The organism is Stenotrophomonas cyclobalanopsidis, from assembly GCF_008710035.1.
GTDB classification, from domain to species: Bacteria; Pseudomonadota; Gammaproteobacteria; order Xanthomonadales; family Xanthomonadaceae; genus Stenotrophomonas; species Stenotrophomonas cyclobalanopsidis.
On the sequence record NZ_VYKI01000029.1, the window covers coordinates 21,103 to 42,960 of the forward strand.

At 67.5% G+C, this 21,858-nt stretch carries 13 protein-coding genes and 1 pseudogene; 4 read left to right on the forward strand and 10 right to left on the reverse strand.

The window, feature by feature from the left end; all coding sequences use genetic code 11:
- Window positions 1–12: 12 nt before the first annotated feature.
- The 7 genes from FJU31_RS16605 to prfB all read right to left on the reverse strand — a co-directional run bounded on the left by FJU31_RS16605 (window position 13) and on the right by prfB (window position 11,350).
- Window positions 13–2,190, reverse strand: a complete 2,178-nt coding sequence (locus FJU31_RS16605) for a response regulator (RefSeq protein WP_150455718.1) — start codon at window positions 2,188–2,190, stop codon at window positions 13–15.
- A 155-nt stretch (window positions 2,191–2,345) separates the two neighbouring features.
- Window positions 2,346–3,485, reverse strand: a complete 1,140-nt coding sequence (gene rpfG / locus FJU31_RS16610) for a cyclic di-GMP phosphodiesterase response regulator RpfG (RefSeq protein ID WP_150455719.1) — start codon at window positions 3,483–3,485, stop codon at window positions 2,346–2,348.
- 215 nt (window positions 3,486–3,700) lie between these two features.
- Window positions 3,701–5,212, reverse strand: a complete 1,512-nt coding sequence (gene lysS, locus FJU31_RS16615; protein ID WP_150455720.1) for a lysine--tRNA ligase — start codon at window positions 5,210–5,212, stop codon at window positions 3,701–3,703.
- Between the two features lie 183 nt (window positions 5,213–5,395).
- A complete protein-coding gene (locus FJU31_RS16620) occupies window positions 5,396–7,036 on the reverse strand; it encodes an acetolactate synthase large subunit (RefSeq protein WP_150455721.1) in 1,641 nt (546 codons plus the stop codon).
- Between the two features lie 63 nt (window positions 7,037–7,099).
- Window positions 7,100–8,485, reverse strand: a complete 1,386-nt coding sequence (locus FJU31_RS16625) for an NAD-dependent succinate-semialdehyde dehydrogenase (protein WP_150455722.1) — start codon at window positions 8,483–8,485, stop codon at window positions 7,100–7,102.
- Between the two features lie 802 nt (window positions 8,486–9,287).
- Window positions 9,288–10,070, reverse strand: a complete 783-nt coding sequence (locus FJU31_RS16630) for a helix-turn-helix transcriptional regulator (protein ID WP_150455723.1) — start codon at window positions 10,068–10,070, stop codon at window positions 9,288–9,290.
- 154 nt (window positions 10,071–10,224) lie between these two features.
- A protein-coding gene (prfB, locus tag FJU31_RS16635) for a peptide chain release factor 2 (protein ID WP_108768747.1) occupies window positions 10,225–11,350 on the reverse strand; the annotation gives its coding sequence in 2 pieces (ribosomal slippage) (window positions 10,225–11,274 and window positions 11,276–11,350; 1,125 coding nt in all).
- A 181-nt stretch (window positions 11,351–11,531) separates the two neighbouring features.
- On the opposite strand from prfB, the gene FJU31_RS16640 reads away from it, so the two are divergent.
- The gene (locus tag FJU31_RS16640; RefSeq protein WP_150455724.1) at window positions 11,532–12,272 is read left to right on the forward strand and encodes a M48 family metallopeptidase; all 741 of its coding nucleotides are present in this window, start codon (window positions 11,532–11,534) and stop codon (window positions 12,270–12,272) included.
- Window positions 12,273–12,305: 33 nt separating this feature from the next.
- On the opposite strand, the pseudogene FJU31_RS16645 reads toward FJU31_RS16640, so the two are convergent.
- Window positions 12,306–13,060, reverse strand: a pseudogene (locus FJU31_RS16645) (LytTR family DNA-binding domain-containing protein).
- 282 nt (window positions 13,061–13,342) lie between these two features.
- Here FJU31_RS16645 and FJU31_RS16650 point away from each other — a divergent pair.
- Together FJU31_RS16650 and FJU31_RS16655 are read left to right on the forward strand one after the other, a co-directional pair.
- Window positions 13,343–14,548: an acyltransferase family protein gene (locus FJU31_RS16650; RefSeq protein WP_150455725.1), complete on the forward strand. Its 1,206-nt coding sequence runs from the start codon at window positions 13,343–13,345 to the stop codon at window positions 14,546–14,548.
- A gap of 106 nt (window positions 14,549–14,654) precedes the next feature.
- A complete protein-coding gene (locus FJU31_RS16655; RefSeq protein ID WP_150455726.1) occupies window positions 14,655–15,449 on the forward strand; it encodes a phosphatase PAP2 family protein in 795 nt (264 codons plus the stop codon).
- Between the two features lie 117 nt (window positions 15,450–15,566).
- Here the strand turns inward: FJU31_RS16655 and FJU31_RS16660 are convergent, their stop codons facing one another.
- Both FJU31_RS16660 and recJ read right to left on the reverse strand, forming a co-directional pair.
- The gene (locus FJU31_RS16660; RefSeq protein WP_150455727.1) at window positions 15,567–18,398 is read right to left on the reverse strand and encodes a VIT domain-containing protein; all 2,832 of its coding nucleotides are present in this window, start codon (window positions 18,396–18,398) and stop codon (window positions 15,567–15,569) included.
- 419 nt (window positions 18,399–18,817) lie between these two features.
- Window positions 18,818–20,575 carry a single-stranded-DNA-specific exonuclease RecJ gene (recJ, locus tag FJU31_RS16665; RefSeq protein ID WP_150455728.1) on the reverse strand — a complete coding sequence of 586 codons (1,758 nt, stop codon included), beginning with the start codon at window positions 20,573–20,575 and terminating at the stop codon, window positions 18,818–18,820.
- A gap of 120 nt (window positions 20,576–20,695) precedes the next feature.
- On the opposite strand from recJ, the gene FJU31_RS16670 reads away from it, so the two are divergent.
- Window positions 20,696–21,727: a DUF1176 domain-containing protein gene (locus FJU31_RS16670; RefSeq protein ID WP_150455729.1), complete on the forward strand. Its 1,032-nt coding sequence runs from the start codon at window positions 20,696–20,698 to the stop codon at window positions 21,725–21,727.
- Window positions 21,728–21,858 lie beyond the last annotated feature (131 nt).

Sequence of the window (21,858 nt, forward strand, 5' to 3'; positions counted from 1 at the left end):
ACCCCGCGCGGATCAGGAAGGCGATCGCTCGCCACCGTCCTGCCGGACAACGCCGGCAATACGTGCGTCGAGCGCCTTCCTGCCGCTGCGCAATGCAGCGGCCAGACCGGAGACACGGACGCTCCACTCGGCCTTGAGCTGCCAATCGGCCATCCGCATCAGTTCACCACTGGTGGCCGCCACCTGCACCAGACCCAGGTTGCTGGTGACCCCGCGCAGGGCATGGGCTCGCTCACGGAACTCTTCCCAGTCCTGCTGCTCGGCACTGCTCTGGATATGCTTCATGCACAGATCGACGTCGGCCAGGCACTGGTCGATGAACTTGCGCTCGAAGCCATCGCCCATGCCCAATGAAGCGAGTTCGTCCAGCACGGCCGGATCGAACACGCCGTTGCTGACCACCTGCGGTGGCACTGCTTCCAGGCTGGTACCGGCGCGGACGTTGGCCGCAACGTCCGCCAGGACATCGAGCAGGCGCGTGGCCACCACCGGCTTGGCCAGGAAGGCGCGCGCGCCGGCCTGCTCGCAGCTGCGGATGGATTCGGGCGTGACATCGGCACTGAGGACCATCACCGGCACATACGGCATGCCGCTGGCATGCATCACCCGCAGCTGCTTGAGCAGATCCAGGCCACTCATGCCGGGCATGTGCAGATCGACGATGGCCGCATCGAAACTGGCCTGTTCCAGCGTGTCCAGCACCTGCTCACCGCCGTTCACGCAGGTCACCTTGTGCCCGGCTTTCTCCAGCAGGCGCTGCAGGACCATGCGGTTGGCTTCGTGGTCATCGGCCACCAGCACGCGCAGGCTGCGGACCCGCGCGCGGTGGCGCAGGAACGGATTGGAGAAGGCGATGACATTGCCGCCCTCCTCGGAAGGCGTGGCCACGTCCTCGGTCACGCTGGCCGGCTCCAGCTCCAGTTCCACCCAGAACAGGCTGCCGCGTGGCAGATTGGGCGCATACCCCACCTGGCCGCCCATGGATTCCACCAGGCCCTTGGCGATGGTCGTGCCCAGGCCGGTGCCTTCGTGGCGCCGGGCCAGGCCGACGTCGGCCTGCTCGAAGGGCTCGAACAACCGGCCGCGCATCGCAACCGGCACGCCAATGCCGCTGTCGAGGATCTCGAACCGCAGACGCATGCGGTTGCCGCCACCGGGCGCCGGTTGCCCCATCACCCGCAGATGGACGAAACCGCTGTCGGTGAACTTGACCGCGTTGCCCATCAGGTTGAGCAGGATCTGCTGCAGATGGCCCGCATCGCCGTACAGGCGCAGCGGAACGTTCTCGTCCACCATCACCCGGTACTCCAGGGATTTGGAGCGGGTCTGCGGGGCCAGGATCAGATTGATCGCCTGCAGCACATTGGCCAGTTCGAACTCGTTGCGCTCCACGCGCACCTTGCCCGCTTCAATGGCCGAAATGTCCAGCACCTCCTCCACCAGCACCAGCAGGCTGCGGGTCGAGGCCTGGATGGTGCTCAGGCATTCGCGCTGCTCATCGTCCAGGCGGGTGGTGGCCAGTACCTCGGTCATGCCGGCCAGGCCGTTCAGCGGCGTGCGGAACTCATGGCTCATGTTGGCCAGGAAGCGGCTCTTGGCTTCGTTGGCCTGGCGCGCCTCGGCCACCGCGCGGGTCAGCGCGCGCAGCAGCGAATCGAAGTACAGCGGGATGGCACCCAGGCCCAGCAGCAGGCCCCAGCCCAGGTACTCGTGAGCGCGCCAGTAAGGCGACAGCACCACCGTGCACAGGAAGGCCACAAAGCCCATCGCCGTGGCCACGCGCAGATAGGTGCTGCCATAGCGCATGCCGTTGCCGATGGTCACCCACAGCATGACGGCATACAGCGGCGCGGCAGGCTCGCCCTGGATGGTCATGATCCAGGCCATGCAGGTGTAGTCGGTGAGCATGCCGATCACCCGGCGTACATGCGACGCACGCGGCTGCAGCAGGATCGCCGCCAGCAGGCCAGCGGAGATCGTCAGTTCGAACGCCAGGATCAGCCAGGTCGCCGTCAGCGTGTCACCGCCCCCGCTGAAGGAGCGCCAGCCGAGGTAGCTGATGAACAACGCGGTGATGACGATGCGGATCAAGTTCTGCGCATGCTCGCTGTCCTCGCGGCCGGCAAGGCGCTGTTTCAGCCGGCGCAGCAGCGAAGGGGATGGCAGGGGCGAGGTTGCGGAGGTATCCATGGGCGTAAGGGGGGCATCCGTCGGCACATCAGTGGAAAGCGGCACCGGGCAGCCGGTGCCGTACCTGCCACGTACGCGGCATGTGGTACTGGCAGGCGGCCCCCGCAGGTTCCTGCGCCGGCCGGTGTTTCAACCGTGGACGCAGGCCCTGCATGTCACCCGACCGGTCGGGCGGATGCCGTCGAGTGCTGGGCGCAGATGTCCGCCAGCTGCTTGCGCCCACGCATCAGCGCGTCGACACAACGCGGGTCGAACAGACGACCGCGCTGGGCGTACAGATAAGCCAGGGTAGCTTCCATGGTCCATGCTTCCTTGTAGGGACGTGGTGAGATGAGCGCGTCGAACACATCGGCGACCGCAACGATACGCGCTTCCAGCGGAATCGCGTCGCCGACCAGGCCATCGGGATAGCCGCTGCCGTCATAGCGTTCGTGGTGGCGCAGCGCGATCAGCGCGCCGACCTGGATGAAGCGGTTCTGGCTGCCACTGAGCAGTTCGTGGCCGATGCGCGGGTGCCGGCGCATGATCGCCAGCTCCTCGTCGTTGAGCTTGCCCTGCTTGAGCAGCACCGCATCGGGAATGGCGATCTTGCCCATGTCATGCAAGGGGGCGGCCATCTCGATCAGCTTGACCTCTTCCTCGGGCAGGCCCAACTGCTCGGCGATCAGCCCGGCCACGCGCGCCATGCGCTCGAGGTAGGCACTGGTGCCGGCATCACGGAACTCGATGGCGCGCGCCAGCCGCGAAAGGGTCTCGCGTTCGCGCTCTTCCACCTCGTGCATGCTGGCCAGCAGCCGCTGTTCCAGCGACAGCGCTCGTTGCTTCACGTTCTCGGATTGCTGGCGCAGCTGCAGCAGGTTGTAGCAGCGCGCACGCAGTTCGCGCGGCCGGATCGGCTTGACCAGGAAATCGATCACGCCCGCCTCCAGCGCGGCCTGCCGGATCGGCTCGTCGCCGACCACGGTGATCAGGATCACCGGGATGTCGCGGTGCTTGGGCAGCCGGCGGAAACGGCGGGCGAACTCCAGCCCGTCCATCTCCGGCATGCGGTAATCCAGCAGCAGCAGATCGACCGGGTACGACTCGCACCACGCAAGCGCGGTGAGCGGATCACCGAAGTCGTGCACGCTCAATTCGGGCGCGATGTCTTCAATGACATGGCGCAGCATCGTCCTTGCGGACGTCTGGTCGTCGACAATGACGATGTTCAAGGCGTTCTCTGCCTGCCTTCTCGACCACGCTGGAAGATCAGCCAGCGAGGATACCCCGCCGCTGTGCACACTGGCACCCTGCATCGGCACGACTCCCGTCACGAGCTCCCCGGTTCATGATCGTCGTCACAATGTGAAGCGGGTTCTCCACATCGACGCTTCTCTACATCGACCCTCACTAACCCCATCGAGCGATAGCGGGTGTCAAGGCCGTGCAACAACCATACGCCGAAGGCGGATCGCGTCAATGGCGCCGCCCGGATCCGGGACGGCGCGCACAGTGGGAGCGGAACTGCGTCTTACTGCTCGGGACGCATGTAGGGGAACAGCAGGACGTCGCGGATCGAACTGCTGCCGGTCAGCAGCATCACCAGGCGGTCCACGCCGATGCCCAGGCCGCCGGTCGGCGCCATGCCGTACTCCAGCGCACGGATGTAATCGGCGTCGTAATGCATGGCCTCGTCGTCGCCGCCTTCCTTCGCGGCCACCTGGGCCTGGAAGCGCTGCGCCTGGTCTTCGGGGTCGTTCAGCTCGGAGAAGCCGTTGGCCAGCTCCTTGCCGTTGACGAACAGCTCGAAGCGGTCGGTATAGCCCGGATCGTTGTCGCTGGCACGGGCCAGCGGCGAGACCTCCACCGGGTGGTCGGTGATGAAGGTCGGTTGGATCAGGGTGTGCTCGACGGTCGCTTCGAAGATCTCCAGCAGCAGCTTGCCCCAGCCGTAGGACGGCTTGACGCGGATATTCAGGCGCTCGCAATGGCGCAGCAGCGCCTCGCGGTCGGTGCAGTCGGCGGCCGAGATTTCCGGGTTGTGGTGACGCACCGCCTCGTCCATGCGCCAGCGGCGGAAGGCCGGGCCCAGGTCGATCTTCGCGCCGTCCCACTCCACTTCGGTGCCACCGTTGACGGTGGTGGCCACGTCACGGATCACGCCTTCGGTCAGGTCCATGATCTCGTTGTACGTGGCATAGGCCTCGTACAGCTCCATCATGGTGAATTCCGGGTTATGGCGGGTGCTGACGCCTTCGTTGCGGAAGTTGCGGTTGATCTCGTAGACGCGCTCCAGGCCACCCACGGTCAGGCGCTTGAGGTACAGCTCCGGCGCCACGCGCAGGTACAGGTCCAGGTCCAGCGCGTTGTGGTGGGTGGTGAACGGCTTGGCCGCCGCGCCGCCGGGGATGTAATGCATCATCGGCGTCTCGACTTCGAGGAAGTCGCGGTTGTCCAGCCACGCACGCATGGCGCGGATGATCTTGGAGCGCTTGATGAAGACCGCGCGCGACTCCGGCGTCACGATCAGGTCGACGTAACGCTGGCGGTAGCGCTGCTCGACGTCGGCCAGGCCGTGCCACTTGTCCGGCAGCGGGCGCAGCGACTTGGTCAGCAGACGGATCGATTCGGCCTTGACCGACAGCTCGCCGGTCTTGGTACGGGTCAGGGCGCCTTCGACGGCGATGATGTCGCCCACGTCCCAGCCCTTGAAAGCGGTGTAGGCGTCGCCCAGGGCGCCGCCCTGCAGGAACAGCTGGATGCGGCCGGATTCGTCCTGGATCTGGGCGAAGCTGGCCTTGCCCATGATGCGCTTGGCCATCAGGCGGCCGGCCATCTTCACCTGGCGGCCATTGCCTTCCAGGGCCTCGGCGGTCCAGGTCCCGGCATCGGCGAATTCGGCCTGCAGCTGCCCGGCGAAGTCCTCGCGACGGAAGTCGTTCGGGTACGCGATGCCCTGCCCACGCAGCGCTTTGAGTTTCTCACGGCGCTCGGCGATCAACTTGTTTTCGTCGACGGGGGGGGTATCGGTAGCTTCGCTCATGGATCTGCGGGAATCGTGTAGTGGGAGGGGGGTACAGCGCCCGGCGCAGCCGGTTGGACAGCATACCAAAACCGCCCTCCCCGGGCCCCGCCGGCCTCCCCTGCTCTGGTAGTCGCCAACCTTGGTCGGCGGTCCCTGTGTCGACCAAGGTCGACACCTACCAGGGCGCGCGCGGGGTAAGTCTCAGGCATTCCCGGGGAACGCCTGCCGCAGCTCCTCCACCAGCACCCGCTGGTTCTCCGAGTAGTCCACCGGCACCGAGACCAGATGCACCCCGCCCTCGTTGAACGCCGCTTCCAGGGTCGGGATGAACTGCTCGATGGCCGTCACCTCATGCCCCTTGCAGCCATACGCCTCGGCGTACTTCACGAAGTCCGGGTTGCTGAAGGTCATGCCGTAGTCGGTGAAACCATCCACCGCCTGCTTCCAGCGGATCATGCCGTAGGCACCGTCGTTGAGGATCAGCACCACCAGGTTCAGGCCCAGCCGCCGCGCCGTCTCCAGCTCCTGGCTGTTCATCATGAAGCCGCCATCGCCACAGACCGCCAGCACCCGCCGCTCGGGATAGAGGATCGAGGCCATGATCGCCGACGGCAGGCCCGCGCCCATCGTCGCCAGCGCGTTGTCCAGCAGCAGCGTATTGGCCACCTGGGTGCGGTAATTGCGCGCAAACCAGATCTTGTACATGCCATTGTCCAACGCCACGATGCCGTCCGGCGGCATCACCTGGCGCACGTCATGTACCAGTCGCTGCGGGGTGAATCCCGCTTCCTCGGCACGGTCGGCAAGGTGCTCGAGGATGGTCGTGCGCAGCGGCAGCAGCGCATCGGCATGCGGCACGGCGCCTTCGATGCGGTCGGCCAGCTGGGTCAGCGAGCGGCCGATATCGCCGATCACCTCCACCTGTGGGAAATACACCTGCTCCACCGCGGCCTGCGAATAGCCGATATGGATGACGGTCGGGCCGCCCGGACGCATCACGAAGGGCGGCTTCTCGGTCACTTCGTGGCCGATGGTCACGATCACGTCGGCCTGGTCGATGGCCATGTGCACGTAGTCGCGCTCGGTCAGCGCCGCAGTACCCATGTACAGGCCCGAGCCGCCCGCCACCGCGCCCTTGCCCATCTGCGTGGTGAAGAACGGGATGCCGGCGCGCTGCACGAACGCGGACAGTGCTTCGCTGGACTGCGGGCGCGATGCCGCCGAGGCGATCATCAGCAGCGGCCGCTTGGCACCGCGGATGATCTCCGCCGCGCGGTCCTGCGCTTCGGGGCTGGCAATCGGCCGGTCCACCGCGTGGGTGGGAATGAGGGAAACGCCCTCCACCTCGCTGGCGGCGATGTCCTCGGGCAGCTCCAGCAGCACCGGGCCCGGGCGCTCCTCCTGGGCCACTCGGAAGGCCTCGCGGACGATGATCGGGATGGTGCGCGCCGAGACGATCTGCCGGGCCAGCTTGGTCAGCGGCTTCATCGTGCTGACGATGTCCACGATCTGAAAGCGCGCCTGCTTGCTGGCGACGATGCCCTTCTGGCCTGTGATCATGATGACCGGCCACGCCCCCAGCAGCGCATAGGCCGCGCCGGTGGTGAAGTTCAGCGCGCCCGGGCCGAGCGTGGCCAGGCACACGCCCGGCTTGCCGGTCAGGCGCCCGTAGGTGGCGGCCATGAACACCGCCGCCTGCTCGTGGCGGGTGATGACCAGCTCGATGCTGGAATGGCGCAGCGACTCGACCACGTCGAGGTTTTCTTCGCCGGGAATACCGAAAATGCGCTCGACGCCTTCGTTCTCAAGTGCGGCGACAAGCAGATCTGAACCCTTGGACATTGGAGTGCCGTCCTTTTCGCTGGACTGATGGTGGATCGTTGCAGGAAGGGTGGAAGCCGCGCGTCAACGCTTGTCGAACCAGACCGTCTGCGCGTTGACGAATTCACGGATGCCGAAGTGCGAGAGCTCGCGGCCGAAGCCGCTCTTCTTCACGCCGCCGATCGGCACGCGCGGGTCGGAGGCCGAGAAACCGTTGACGAACACGCCGCCGGTCTGCAGCTGCCGCGCCAGCTGCATGGCCCGTTCATGGTTGCCGGTCCACAGATTGCCGCTGAGGCCGAACTCGCTCTGGTTGGCCAGCTCCACCGCATGGTCGGCGTCGCGGGCGCGGCTGATCGAGGCCACCGGCCCGAAGGTCTCGGTATCGAAGGCCTGCATGCCCGGCTCGACCCCGGCCAACACGGTGGGCGCGTAGAAGCTTCCCGGGCGATCCAGCTGATGGCCACCGACCAGCAGCTGCGCGCCGGCATCGACCGAGGCGCGTACCTGCGCATCGAGCTGCTCGAGCAGGTCCTGGCGGGCCATCGGGCCGATGCGGTTGCCGGCTTCGCGGCCATCACCGATGGTCAGCGCCTGCACCTTCCGGCAGAACTGCGCCACGAACCGCTCGTAGACAGCCTCTTCGACGATGATCCGCTTGCCAGCGATGCACACCTGCCCGGTGTTCTGGAAGCGCGAGGCCACGGCCGCATCGACGGCGGCGTCGAGATCAGCATCGGCGAGCACGATGAAGGGGTCGGAGCCGCCCAGTTCCAGCACCACCTTCTTCAGCGCCTGCCCGGCCTGGGCGGCGATGCTGCGACCGGCGGCGACGCTGCCGGTAAGGGTGACGGCGGCGATGCGGTCATCGGCGATGGCGGCACTGGTGCCCTCGCGGCTGATGTTGGCGGCGATGAAGGTGCCGTCCGGCAGGCCGGCTTCGCGCCAGGCGGCATCCAGCAGCTGCGCGGTGCCGACGATGTTCTCTGCCGGCTTCAGCAGGAAGCCGTTGCCGCCCATCAGGATCGGCACGGCCGCGCGCATCACCTGCCAGTACGGGAAATTCCACGGCATGATGCCCAGCACCACGCCCAGCGGCAGGTAGGACACGTAGGCCTTGTCGTCGGGCACCTGGGTGGGCTCGTCGCGCAGGAACTGCGCACCGTTGTCGGCGTACCAGTCGCACAGCAGCGCGCACTTCTCGATCTCGGCCAGCGATTCGGCGTGGACCTTGCCCATCTCGGCGGTGGCCATCGCGGCCAGCGGCTCGCGGTCGCGGCGCAGGACGGCGGCCATGGCGCGCAGCACGGCAGCGCGCGCGTCCAGCGGCTGCGTGCTCCAGGCGGCGAAGCCGGCCTGGCCGCGCTGCAGGAGGTCTTCCAGTTCAGCGGCGGTGGCGAAGGGGTGGCTGGCGATCTGCTGGCCGGTGGCCGGATCGCGGGAGATGGCGGTGGTGGGGGCAGCGGACATGCAGGTCTCCTGTTGTCTCGACAACGGGCCGGCGGCCCGTGTCCTGGACAGGAATGTGGACCTGTTCGATGGCAGCAACAAGGCGTCTGCTCATCCTGTGACCTGCACTTACCTGTATAGGGAGGGGGTTATGGCAGGGCTGCGCCCTGCACCCGCTCAATGCAACGTCAACGTCAAACGCGTGCATTCCGTGGGTTGGCGGGGCGGGTCCGGTTGAGGGGGACGCTGCAAGTACGTCCATGTAAGCTCGGTCGCCGCTTGCTCGTGTGCGCTGTCCTGCGCACACGGCAAGACCTGGGTTGGGCGTCCTGCCCAACCCGCCCGAGGCATGCCTCGGGCCCATGCGGCTCACGCCCCCTCAACCGGACCCACCCCGCCTTCGACAGTTCTCCGCGATCTGTTGGAACGGCGTTCTGCTTTGGTGGGTGGCGACCATTGGTCGGCACGGATGAACTCAATTGATATCGGATGTAAAAATCGTGTCGACCAAGGTCGACACCTACCAAAAGCCGCTACTGCCAGTAGATCCACGCCATGCGTGGATGACTCATTCGATATCCGACAGAGGTGCCGATCAACGGTCGGCACCTACCAACGGCCGCCGGTCAACTGTCGAAGGCGGGGCACTGTGGGTTTGCGGGGTGTGAGCCGCATGGATGCGGCGACCAAGCCTACAAGGACGTATTTACGGCGTCCCCGCAAACCCACAGTGCCCCGCCATCCCACGGAATGCCCGCTGTTGCTGTTGCTGTTGCTTCGGCTTTTCCAGGTGCAGGGCTGCAAGCCCTGCCGAACACCCCACCTACTTCCGCGGCAGGTAAGTCACCAGCGAAAGATCGTGCCGGCTCTCCGGCACCAGCGCCACGTACTGCAGGTCCAGCAACCCGCGCGTGGGATGCATCAGCTTCTTCGCCCCCTCGTCGAAACGACGGACGTCATGCTCCGGCCACCACAGGCGGAACTGCTCGCTCTGCGCCGAAATGTCCTCGGCCAGCGCCAGGAACGGCGCCTTGTCCGGCGCCTGCGCCATCGCCGCACGGAACCCGGCCAGCAGACCGCGGCTCATTTCTTCCCAGTTGAGGATGCGTTCGCGGTAAGGCGCGTACAGGAACATCAGCCACAGCGTGTTCCGCTGGTTCGACGGGAACTGGCTGTAATCCACGAACAGGTCGGCGATGGCCTCGTTCCAGGCCAGGATGTCGAAGCGCGTGTTGCGTACGTAGGCCGGGATCGACTGCATCGCCTCCACCAGCTGGCGCAGGCCGTCGGTCACGCTTTCGTCCGGCGATTCCAGCGGCACCCCGTAACCGGACAACGCGAAGGCATACGCGCGCTCGTCATCGCTCAGGCGCAGCACCTTGGCCAGGCGCTCAAGCACTTCGGGCGAGGCACGTACTTCGCGGCCCTGCTCGATCCAGGTGTACCAGCTGACACTGACCCCGATGGCCAGCGCCACTTCCTCGCGCTTGAGGCCCGGGGTGCGCCGACGCCCGGCCGGCAGGCCAAGCGTGGCGGGGTCGACACGGGCGCGGCAGGCTTTCAGGAAGCCGCCCAGTTCCTTGCGTTCACTCTCGCTGCGCATCATCGCTACCGCCGCACGTGTTGTAGCGTCGAGCCATGCTCGACGGATCTGCTACTGCGCCAACAGCAGCCGAGCATGGGCTCGGCTCTACCGGAAGCGTGGTTAGCCACCCTCGGCATTGCGCACAAGGGCGATGACATCCGCGCAGGCGCCTGGATCAGGCATCGATGCGCTTGGAACCCACGGCCAGGCCGGCCTTCAGGCTGGCCTCGACGAACTCGTCCAGGTCACCGTCGAGCACCTTCTGCGTGTCTGAACGCTCGATGCCGGTGCGCAGGTCCTTGATACGGCTCTGGTCGAGCACGTAGTTGCGGATCTGGCTGCCCCAGCCGATGTCGGACTTGGTGGCTTCCACCGCGTCCTTCTCGGCGTTGCGCTTCTGGATCTCCAGCTCGTACAGCTTGGCGGCCAGCATCTTCATCGCGTTGTCGCGGTTCTGGTGCTGGCTGCGGCCGGTCTGGCATGCCACGACGATGTTGGTCGGGATGTGGGTGATACGCACCGCCGATTCGGTCTTGTTCACGTGCTGGCCACCGGCACCGGACGAACGGTACACGTCGGTACGCAGGTCGGCTGGGTTGATGGTGATATCGATGTTGTCATCGATTTCCGGCGACACGAACACCGAGGTGAAGCTGGTGTGGCGGCGGTTGTCCGAGTCGAACGGCGACTTGCGCACCAGGCGGTGCACGCCGGTCTCGGTCTTCAGCCAGCCATAGGCGTAATCGCCTTCCACGCGCAGCGTCGCCGACTTGATGCCGGCCACGTCGCCGCCGGAAACTTCCATCAGCTCGGTCTTCCAACCGCGCGATTCGCACCAGCGCAGGTACATGCGCAGCAGGATTTCCGCCCAGTCCTGGGCTTCGGTACCACCGGCACCGGCCTGGATGTCGACGAACGCGGCGGCATTGTCCATTTCGCCGGAAAACATGCGCTGGAATTCCAGCTTCTCGACGTGCGCCTGGTGCTTGTCCAGATCGGCGACCACGGCCAGGGCGGTATCTTCGTCCTGTTCGGATTCAGCCAGTTCCAGCAGTTCGGTCGCATCGGTCAGGCCGTCGAGCACCGCGGCGATGCCGCCCACGGTCTTCTCCAGGCTGGAGCGTTCACGGCCCAGGTTCTGCGCGTATTCGGCATTGTTCCAGACGTCGGGGCTTTCCAGCTCCCGCGTTACTTCCTCGAGACGCTCTTTCTTGGCGTCGTAGTCAAAGATACCCCCTGAGCGACACCACACGATCGGTCAGATCGGTGATGCGCTGGCGGACAGGATTCAGTTCGATCATGTCGGCGGTCATGCACTAGATAGATGACTGCCAATGATACCGCAGGCTCCCTCCCCCGCGCGAGGCAGGACGGGTCCTGTGGCACCGCTTCACATCCGTCCACATCATCCCGGTAGACTTCCCGACCGCCGCGGGAACAGGGGCCACGCGGACCATCCCAACCCCAAGGAGCACCAATTCAATGACGAGCCTCCGTTCCACCCTGTGCCTGGCCGCCTGCCTGCTCGCCGCCAACGCCTCGGCCATCGACCTGAAGAGCCTGAGCAGCACCGGCCTGAAGGCAGGCAAGGCGCTGACCCTGTCCGACGCCGAGGTCTCCCAGGCGGCCGATCAGGCGTGCGCCTACATGGACAAGGAAAACCAGGTGGTGACCGGCAACGATCCCTATGCCCAGCGCCTGGCCAAGATCACCCAGGGCCTGGCCAACGAAGACGGGCTGAACCTGGACTTCAAGGTCTACCACACCGCCGACGTCAACGCCTGGGCCATGGCCAACGGCTGCGTGCGCGTCTACACCGGCCTGATGGACATGGCCAGCGACGACGAGATCCGAGGCGTGATCGGCCATGAAATCGGCCATGTGAAGCTCGGCCACAGCAAGTCCAAGATGCGCACCGCCCTGCTCGCTTCGGCGGGTCGCGAGGGACTGGCCGCGTCCGGCAACGGCAACCTGACCCAGCTCAGCCAGGGCCAGCTCGGTGAACTGGGCGAGAGCTTCATCAACGCCCAGTTCTCGCAGAAGGAAGAGAGCGCTGCCGACGAGTACGGCTATCAGTTCATGAAGCGCCACAGCTACGACCCGGCTGCCCTGGCCAGCATGTTCCGCAAGCTGTCCAGCAAGGGCGGCCTGATGTCCTCGCATCCCGGGTCGGATGCCCGCGCCGCGCGTATCGAGTCGATGATCAAGAAGGACAGGAAGTAATCCGCAGGCGGGCGGGCCTCCAGGCCCGCCCGCTCAGGATCCGCCCAGCGCCTGCCGCAGCAGCGGCAACTGCCGCCGGCTGCACGGCACCTTCGCGCCGTCAGCCATGTGCAGCAGGGCCTCGCCGCCGTCCAGCGGCTCGATCGAACGCAGCTGGCCGCGGTGGATCAGCCAGCTGCGGTGCGGACGCAGGAACACGGCCGGATCCAGCCGCTGCTCCAGCACCGCCATGGTGATGCGCAGCGGGTAGTCGTGGCCGCGAACCCGCAGGTTCACGTAGTTGCCGGCGGCCTGGGCGTACTCCACATCGCCGGTGGCGACCAGGAACTCCTTGCCCAGCTTGCGCACCAGGAAGTGCTGCGGGCGCTCGACCGGTTCAACCGGAGGACCGTCGTCGGGCGTTGCCAGCAGGTGCGCCTCACCCTGGCGCTGGCGGCCAAACCAGGCCACCGCATGCACGGCAATCACCAGCAGGCTGTAGGTCTGCACGTCCTTGAAGAACTCGTAGAACCACTGCGCCGGCCAGTCGCCATAGGTGTAGTGCTGACCAATCAAGGAAAAGGCCAGCTTGCGCAGCAGGACCATGGCGCTGACGTGCAGCAGCCACCAGGCAATGCCACCCAGCACATAGACACCGATCCGGCGGCGCCAGGTGTCGGCATGGAGTGGCCAGCGCCGTGCGGCCGCATGCAACAGCGCCAGCAGGCCGAGGCTGGCCAGCGCACTGCTGAACTCCTCAACCGAGGTCGCCCCGCCAGGAAGGCCTCGCCGTCCCGCACCGCCCGCATCCACTTGACCAGCACATTGGCGACCGCAGTGCCCAGGAACAGCGCTGCCCAGAACGCAGCGGTCAGCACAGGGCGATGGGGCCGCTCTGCAACAGGGGCGGACAACGCCGCCGTATCTTCATTTTCCATCCCGCCATTGTTGCCCATCCGGCCCCGCGCGCATCCGCCATTGGTCCCTGCCACCCCACCATTGGCCCCAACGCGGCCACCATTGCGCCCCTCCCGCTGGCGTCCAGGGCCTGGCAGGCGGAGGCTGCAGCTTCTTTCCGATGCCCGCCGCCCATGCACCGTCGCCACGATCTGGACACCCTTCGCATCGCCGCCTTTGCGCTGCTGATCCTCTACCACGCCGCCATGGCTTATGTGGCCGGCTGGGATTTCCACCTCAAGAGCGCTTACACCGCCGAATGGCTGCAATGGCCGATGATCGCGATGAACCGCTGGCGGATGCCGCTGCTGTTCGCCATCAGCGGCATCGCCCTGGGCCTGTCACTGCCCGAGCATGGACGAGTGCGCAGCACGCTGCGCCGCTGCTGGCGCCTGTTGTTGCCACTGCTGTTCGGCATCGTCGCGGTGGTGTCCCTGCAGGCCTACTACGAAGCTCTGGACAAGGGCGATGTAGCACCGGGGCTGGCCCAGTTCCTGTGGCGCTACTGGCAGTTCAAACCTTGGCCTGGCGCACATTTCACCGGCGCCGAGTTCGGCTTTACCTGGAACCACCTCTGGTACCTGGCCTACCTGCTGCCCTACACCGTGCTGGCGGTGGTGCTGGCCAGCCTGCTGCGCCCGATGCGCAAGGTGCTGCCCACGTGGCAGCTGAGTGACCGCCTGCTGGGCGGGATGCTGGTGGTACTGCCGGTGACCTGGCTGTCTTGGGCAGTGCTGGTCGTGCTGCCGCGCTGGCCGCCGACCCATGCACTGGTGAACGACGCCTATGTGCATGCCGAGTCGCTGCCGCTGTTCCTGGGCGGCTTCCTGGCGGCACGCTGGCAGCGTGGCTGGGAGCTGCTGGTGCGCGGGCGCCGACTGACCCTGGCGCTGGCCGTGCTGGGGCTGTGCCTGGAACTGGGCATCCGCGCACTGGCCCGGCTGCCGCACGTGGGCGATCTCGACGCCTGGGTACTGGCACTGCCGTGGGCCCAGACCGAACGCGTCGGCCGCGCGCTCTATACCTGGTGCATGCTGCTGGCGCTGTTCGGCTGGGCCCGGGTGCTGCTGTCCCGCCCGTGGCCAGGCCTGGGCTATTGCCGGGAGGCGGTGTTCAGCTGGTACATCCTGCACCAGACCGTGCTGATCGCGCTGCTGTATGCACTGCGCCCACTGCAACTCGGCCCATGGCTGGAACCTTCCCTGCTGGTGGCCGGCACCGTTGGCGGCTGCCTGCTCATCCACGAACTGCTCATCCGTCGCGTGCGCTGGCTGCGCCCGCTGTTCGGCCTGCGCAACGACGCGTCATCGCTGCCCGTGGCACGTGTTGCACCGGTGTAGAGCCGAGTCCACACTCGGCTGCTTTGGCCCGGTCCTGTAGAGCCGAGCCCATGCTCGGCTGCTCCGGTCGTGAGCCGAGCATGGGCTCGGCTCTACCTGGCTGCTGATGGCCTGCGCCACCCATCCGATCAAGCAGAGCGCCGCCCTGCCCCGCCCCTCCGATGTGGATGCAGCGGTGCTGGACAAGGGCGAGCCGTCGCACCCGTTCGTGGTCGATGGTGGCGGCCACACGTTCTGGGCATTGCCCGATGCGCAGGCCACCGCGATGCTGCGGGCGCAGCCGCACGCCGACTATGGCTTCAACAGCGGCCACGTCGGCATCACCACGGCGGCGGGCGTTGCCCTGCTGCTGGCGTTCGGCATCCGCCGCAGCGGGCTGCGCTGGACACTGGTGCTTGGCTGGCCCCTGCTGATGGCGATCTCGCGCATGTATCTGGGTCGGCATTTCCTGGCCGATGTACTGGCCGGTTGGTTGATAGGTCTCGGCGTCGCTCTGCTGGCGTGGCAGTTGATGCCTGGGCTGCGTGGAAAACGGCGCTGGAAGCTGCCGGTGCTGCTGGGCCTGGGCGTGGCGTTGTCGTGGGCCTCGTTGTGGACGCCCCTGGTGCCGTTGGGTGAAGCCTCGCGCCTGCTGGCACTGGCCCTCCTGGTGGGCTGGCTGCAGTGGCGCGGCTGGCCGGTCGATCCGCAGGGCGTGGTGCAACGGGTACTGAGAGTGCTAGGCGTGGTGGTGGTCTATCTGCTGGCGCGGCCGGCCATCGAATGGCTGGCCTACAGAATTCCTCTGCCGGATGCGCCGATCACCGAGCTGCTGTGGCACACCGTCGGCACGTTGTTGATCCTTGGCGGTGGCATTGCGCTGGCGCGGTGGATTCCGCGCCAGCGCAATGCCGCCCAGTAGATCCACGCCATGCGTGGATGAACCGGCTGAGGTAGCGCCGGGCCATGCCCGGCGGACGCGGAGGATTCCACGCAGCCACGCATGGCGGGGCTCTCCTTCGCTGGGCATGGCCCAGCGCTACCGCACTTCGAACTCGCCCACCAGCACGGTCTCCGCGCGATCCTTCAATCGCATGGTGACCATCTGATCCTTCTGCTGCGGCGTGCCCCAATGGGTGGTCAGCCGCAGCATCAGGGTGGTCGCGCCGGTCACCAGCTGCTGGCGGCTGCCGAAGTAGTTGGCCTCCACCTTGTACTTGCCGGGCTTGGCATCGCGCAGCGAGAACTGCTCCGGTCCATAGCCGCCGGTGAAGTCCTGCGACATCTGCCCACCCTGGTAGGTCAGCCGGTTGCCGTAGTACGCGCGCTCGCCGTTGGGGTCGGTCACCCACAGGTCCATGTCGCTGTTGTCGGCATCCCAGGCCAGCACCACGCGCAGGTCGAGCGGCATGGCCTGCAGCAGGCGTGGGTCGATGCCGCGGGTATCGAGCTGCGGCCGGCTGCGTGACACCAGGTTGGTCAGCTCATCCAGCGCGATCAGCGCGATGCCATCGAAGCGGCCATCCCACGGACGCACCACCACCTGGTACAGCGGCTCCAGCGCCTGCTGCGGCGTGCCCGCCGCGGCCAGCGCGAGGCCGAGATCGCGGAAGCTCTGTGGCTCTTCCTGGCCCATCGCCAGCACCTGCTCGAACACCGGCACGGCCAGCGCGGGCGCGTCGGCCTGCAGCAACCGGTAGCCGAGCACGCGCAGCAGGTGGCGGTTGTCCAGATCCATCTCGGCCAGGTTGGACAGCACGCGCAGCGCCAGCTCGCGCTGGTCCTGCTGCAGCAGCAGATCGGCGACGTCCAGGAAGAACGCGCTGCTGTCGGCATGGGCGGTGCGTTCGGCCAGGTAGCGGTCGTACAGCTGGGCCGGAGGCCCCTGGCGCAGGCGGCGCGCCACCGGCGAGTCGGGCTGCCAGGCGGCCAGCTGGATGCCGAGCTGGCCGTTGTTCGCCGGCGCCGCCGCATCCTCGATCGCCGACCCGGTCACCGCGATGGCATCCAGGGATGTGGCGGCCGGCGGCGCAGGTGCAGCCGGTGCGGGCGCGGCGAGCAAGGCCATCGGGGCGCTGGCGGCCGATTGGTCGTGGAGAATCTCCTTTGCCGCAGACGGCGGCGCCTGCTTCGGCCAGCTGCGGTTCCACCACTGCTGGCGCTCCTTCCACTGCGCGGCCACCTTGTCGAGCCTGCGGCGGTCTTCGGCTGCACGGTCGGCGACCTGGCGCGCATAGCCGCGGTCATAGTCGGCGCGCAGCGCACCGGCCGGGCGGATCGCGTAGCGCAGGTAGTCCTGCAGGGTTTCCAGCACGATCAGAGAGGTATCCGGGCCAACCAGCCCGAACTGCTGCGACAGGCGCTGCATCGCTTCACGGTTGCTGCGCCGGTCCACCGCCAGCTGCTGCAGGCGCGCCTGCGCCCACAGGCCAGCCAGCAGGTCGCCATCGTCGCTGCGGGTGGTCGGCGGTAGGGCCTGCCATTCACCCCCATTGACGCGCACGCGCATCGGCACGCCTTCGGCCGCCAGGCGCGCATGGAACCACAGCCATCCCTGCGCTTCGCTGCGGCGATCGATCACCACGTCCTGCACGCCACGCCCGGCGTCGATCTGGATGTCCAGCGGTCCCGTCAGGAGTTCCCGCGCGGCAGCCCGCACGTCATTGCCCAGCGCCACGAAACGGCCGCCGTGGGCTTCGCTCCAGCCACGCAGACGGGTGACATCGGTGCGTGCACCGGCACTGCTGACCGCGAACAGGCGCTGGCCAGCGGCAAGCGTCGGCAATGCTTCCGGGCCGTAGGTCAGCAGGCCATCACTGACCAGCAGGTACTCCTTTATGCCGGGCTGCGGCTGCCAGTTGGCCAGCGCGCTGGCGCCATCCGGACGCACCTGCTGCAGCGCCTGGCGCAGCGCGCTCCAGTCGCCCTTGCGGATACGGAACTTTCGCTCGGCCTCAGGGCGGTCGCGCAGCACGGTCAGCACGACATTGCCCTCGCCCATCGCCGCGAAGTAGCGGTCCAGCAGCGCGAACTCGCGGGTGCGGTCGCGCTGTCCAGCCGAACCGGAGCCATCCCAGAGCAGGCCCACTTCGGCCGGCGGCGTACGCGGCGTGCGGTCGGCGGGCACCGGTAGCTGGGCCAGCAGGTAGTGACCGTCCTGCCACTTCGCCACCTGCACCTGCGACTGGCGCACCGCAGGCAGGGTCCACTGCAGCTGTGCCGGCAGTTGTGCGCCACGCCCCTGCCAGTGCAGCTGACCGCCCTGCAGGGCGAATGGCGCCTTGGCGGTAGTCGCAGCGCCTGCTGTCTGCAGATCCAGCTTCACCGAGGCCGCGCCTGCAGCGAACTGCAGCGGCAGCGACCATTGCCAGCCGTTATCGGCGTAGGCCAGCGGCTCACGCACCACCAGCTGCACGCGGCGGCTGCCGCCGGCCGGCAGCGGATACACGCGCAGGCGGAACTGGTTGCCCGCCGTCTGTTCCAGCAGGCCCGGGTCGACGCCGTGGCGCGCGATCTCCTCGAAGACCTGGCGGCCGCGATCCTTCGGCACCGGCACCGCCTCGCGCAGCTCGCCATTGATGTCCAGCGCGAAGCCGCTGATCTGCTGGCCATCCCCCAACGGGAACTGCAGCTCGCCTTCCAGCACGCGGTTGTTGGGATTGTGGAATTCCAGGGTGATGCGGGTCTGCGCGATGCCGGCCTGGACCTCGCCTTCGATGCGCACCTCGCGCAGCTGGATCGGCTGTTCGGCGGCCGGCGCGATCAGCAGCGGCGTGCTGGCCTGCGGCCGTACGTGACGTGGCGACTGCGCGTCAACGGGCCAGGCCGCCAGCACCAGCAGGATCAGGGGGGCACAGCGGGCAAAAACCATGGCACGGCTCCAATAAGATCGTGGACGGTTCAACGCACAAGCACGGCAGGTGGGGTTACGGATCGAACGTGGATGCATTCCGCCGGGCATGGCCCGGCGCTACCGCAGCACGCTCGGGTTACGGATCGAACGTGGATGCATTCCGCCGGGCATGGCCCGGCGCCACCGCAGCGTGCTCGGGTTACGGGTCGAACGTGGATGCATTCCGCCGGGCATGGCCCGGCGCTACCGCAGCACGCTCGGGTTACGGGTCGAACGTGGATGCATTCCGCCGGGCATGGCCCGGCGCTACCGCAGCACGCTCGGGTTACGGATCGAACGTGGATGCATTCCGCCGGGCATGGCCCGGCGCTACCGCAGCATGCGGGGCCTCTGGTAGCGCCGGGCCATGCCCGGCGAGCGCGAAGCACGGAGCTCCGTCAGGCCGGCAGGCAGTGCTCGACGATCAGCTGGATCGCGGTGCCGCCGCGGTAATCATCGCAGGCCAGGCGGTAGGCCAGGTGTACGTGGCGGCTGGGTGCATTGCCGTGCCAGCCGCCGAAGTGGATGGCGTTGACCGTGCCCGGCAGGCCGGGCAGGCGCAGTTCCAGCTTCAGGTGGCGCTCCTTCAGCACGCGCCAGTTGGCCACTTCGAAATGACCATCGAACAGCGGTTCCGGGAAGCCCTGCCCCCAGGGGCCGGCGAGGCGCAGGGCGTCGGCATGGCGGTGGTCGAGTTCGTGCGCGGCCAGTTCGCCATCGCTGAGCACGTGCTGCTGCAGCGCGGCCGGATCCAGCACTTCCTGCACGATGGCGACGAAGGCGGCCTCGAACGCGGGCAGATGTTCCAGGCGCATGCTCAGGCCGGCGGCCATCGCGTGACCGCCGAAGCGTTCGACCAGGCCGGGATGGCGCGCATCGACCAGCGCCAGCGCATCACGGATATGCAGACCCGGAATGGAACGGGCCGATCCGCGCAGGGTGTCGGCGCCGGGCTCGGCGGGTGCGAAGGCGATCACCGGGCGGTGCAGGCGGTCCTTCATCTTTGATGCGACCAGGCCGACCACGCCGGGATGCCAGTCGGCATCGAACAGGCAGGCCGCCACCGGGCGGTCGCCCTCGGACTGCAGCACCACGCGCGACAGTGCCTGCTCGGCGTCGTCGGTCATCGACTGCTGCACGGCGCGGCGTTCGGCGTTGATCTGCTCCAGGGTCTGGGCGATGTCGCGCGCCTGCCGCGGGTCTTCGGTCAGCAGCAGGGCGATGCCCAAGGCCATGTCCTCCAGACGGCCGGCCGCATTGAGGCGCGGGCCGAGCGCGAAACCGATGTCGGTGGCGGTCAGCCGTGCGGCATCGCGACCGCTGGCTTCGATCAGCGCCTTCAGGCCAACGCAGGCATGGCCGGCACGCAGCCGACGCAGGCCAGCGCTGACCAGGGCGCGGTTGTTTGCATCCAGCACCACCAGATCGGCGACGGTACCGACTGCCACCAGATCCAGCAGCGTGGTCAGGTCAGGGCCCTTGCCATCGGCAAACACACCAGCCTCGCGCATCTGTCGGCGCAGGGCCATCAGCACGTAGAAGATGACGCCGACACCGGCCAGCGACTTGCTGGGGAAACCGTCGCCTTCCAGATTCGGGTCGACGATGACATCGGCCGGCGGCAGCTGCGGTCCCGGCAGATGGTGGTCGGTGACCAGCACCTGCCACCCGCGCGCCTTGGCGGCGTTGACGCCGGCATGGCAGGCAATGCCGTGATCGACGGTGACCAGCAGGTCCGGCTGCAGTTCGGCCAGCTCCTCCACCAGCGAGGGCGACAGGCCGTAGCCGTGCACCATGCGGTTGGGCACGGCATGGAACACGTGCTGCGCGCCGAGCATGCGCAGGCCGCGCACGCCGACCGCACAGGCGGTCGCGCCATCGCAGTCGAAATCGCCCACCACCAGGATGCGCTTGTCGTTGGCGATGGCCTCAACCAGCAGCGCGACGGCCGCATCGATGCCGGTCAGCAGCTCGGGCGCGTGCAGGTTGCCCAGCCGTGGCAGCGCAAGGTCCGGCGTGGTCGCGCCGCGGCTGGCGTACAGGCGGGCCAGCAGCGGCAGCGTGTCGTCGGGCCACGTACCAGGCTGCACCGGCTCGCGGCGCAGGATCATCGGGGTATCGGACACGGGCAGCGCAGCATCGGCGGCAAGGGACATCGGCATCGCCGGGTTGCGGAAGACGTGACCATGATAGCGCGGGGCCGGAGACGGGGTCAGACATTTGGATTTCGCCGCCACATCTTCCATGCTTGCCGGCCCCGAGACGGATGTCTGCCCATGCGCCACAGTTTTTTCCTGGCCCTCGCCCTCGCCCCGGCCGCCCACGGCGCTACGCCCGAGCCGAAGGCCGGTGTCGAATTCCAGCACAACGACTGGTCGCTGGCCTGCGACAACACCCGCACCTGCCGTGCCGCGGGTTACAGCCCGGAAGAACCCGCCAACCTGCTGAGCCTGATGCTGGAACGTGCCGGTGGCCCCAATGCCCAGGTAATTGCGCGCCTGCGCAACGGCGAGGATGGTGAGAGCCCGATACCAATCGGCGTGCTGCGCCTGCGCCTGAATGGCAAGGACCTGGGCCCGGTGCAGGACACCGGCGAGGCGGAAAAGGTGCTGTTGAAGCAGGCGCAGACCGATGCCCTGCTCGCCGCCCTGCCCCGCAAGGCACGTATCGAGATTGTCGATGGCAAGGGCAAGGCGTGGCCGATCTCGGACAGCGGCGCTACGGCCGTGCTGCTGAAGATGGACGAGGCGCAGGGCCGGCTGGGCACGCCCGGCGCGCTGGTGCGACGCGGCGACAAGGCCGAAGCGAGCGTGCCGGCGGCACTGCCGGTGCCGGTGATCGTACGCGGCAAACTGGTGGCGCCGCGCGGTACGGATGCGGCGCTGGCCAAGGTGCCGGCGTTGCGCAAGGCGATGATCGCCAGCCTGCCGAACGCCGACGAGTGCACACGCCTGACCGAGGGCGAAAAGGATGAGATCGAGATCCAGCGACTGGATGCCGGCCACGTGCTGGCCAGCACCCGCTGCTTCATGGGGGCCTACAACTTCAGCAGCGGCTACTGGGTGGTGCAGGACAAGGCGCCGTACCAGGCGAAGTTCGTGACCTCCGATGCGGAGGACTTCGATCGCGATGACGCCACGCTGCGCGGGCGCTTCCGTGGGCGCGGGATCGGCGACTGCTTCTCCGGCCACGACTGGACCTGGGATGGCGCGCGATTCGTGAAGAGCAGCGAGTTCACCACCGGCCAGTGCCGCGGCGTGGCGGGTGGGCATTGGCAGCTGCCGACGGTGGTCAGCGCGGTGAAATGAAATGAGCCGAGCATGGCTTGTATGTTCCTCCCGGCTCCTACGAGGTATGTAGGAGCCAGGGTGGAGGGACCGACAAGCATGGATCTGCGGATAGCGCCGACAGACGAGCCGAGCGATCCCCATCCCGCACA

Excerpts from the sequence above, each read along its gene's own strand:
- FJU31_RS16640 (WP_150455724.1), top strand. The coding sequence starts at position 11,532 with ATGACGAGCCTCCGTTCCACCCTGTGCCTGGCCGCCTGCCTGCTCGCC.
- recJ (WP_150455728.1), bottom strand. The coding sequence starts at position 20,575 with ATGTCCCTTGCCGCCGATGCTGCGCTGCCCGTGTCCGATACCCCGATG.
- FJU31_RS16605 (WP_150455718.1), bottom strand. The coding sequence starts at position 2,190 with ATGGATACCTCCGCAACCTCGCCCCTGCCATCCCCTTCGCTGCTGCGC.
- lysS (WP_150455720.1), bottom strand. The coding sequence starts at position 5,212 with ATGAGCGAAGCTACCGATACCCCCCCCGTCGACGAAAACAAGTTGATC.
- FJU31_RS16630 (WP_150455723.1), bottom strand. The coding sequence starts at position 10,070 with ATGATGCGCAGCGAGAGTGAACGCAAGGAACTGGGCGGCTTCCTGAAA.
- FJU31_RS16670 (WP_150455729.1), top strand. The coding sequence starts at position 20,696 with ATGCGCCACAGTTTTTTCCTGGCCCTCGCCCTCGCCCCGGCCGCCCAC.
- FJU31_RS16625 (WP_150455722.1), bottom strand. The coding sequence starts at position 8,485 with ATGTCCGCTGCCCCCACCACCGCCATCTCCCGCGATCCGGCCACCGGC.
- FJU31_RS16655 (WP_150455726.1), top strand. The coding sequence starts at position 14,655 with ATGGCCTGCGCCACCCATCCGATCAAGCAGAGCGCCGCCCTGCCCCGC.
- rpfG (WP_150455719.1), bottom strand. The coding sequence starts at position 3,485 with ATGCAGGGTGCCAGTGTGCACAGCGGCGGGGTATCCTCGCTGGCTGAT.
- FJU31_RS16620 (WP_150455721.1), bottom strand. The coding sequence starts at position 7,036 with ATGTCCAAGGGTTCAGATCTGCTTGTCGCCGCACTTGAGAACGAAGGC.
- FJU31_RS16660 (WP_150455727.1), bottom strand. The coding sequence starts at position 18,398 with ATGGTTTTTGCCCGCTGTGCCCCCCTGATCCTGCTGGTGCTGGCGGCC.
- FJU31_RS16650 (WP_150455725.1), top strand. The coding sequence starts at position 13,343 with ATGCACCGTCGCCACGATCTGGACACCCTTCGCATCGCCGCCTTTGCG.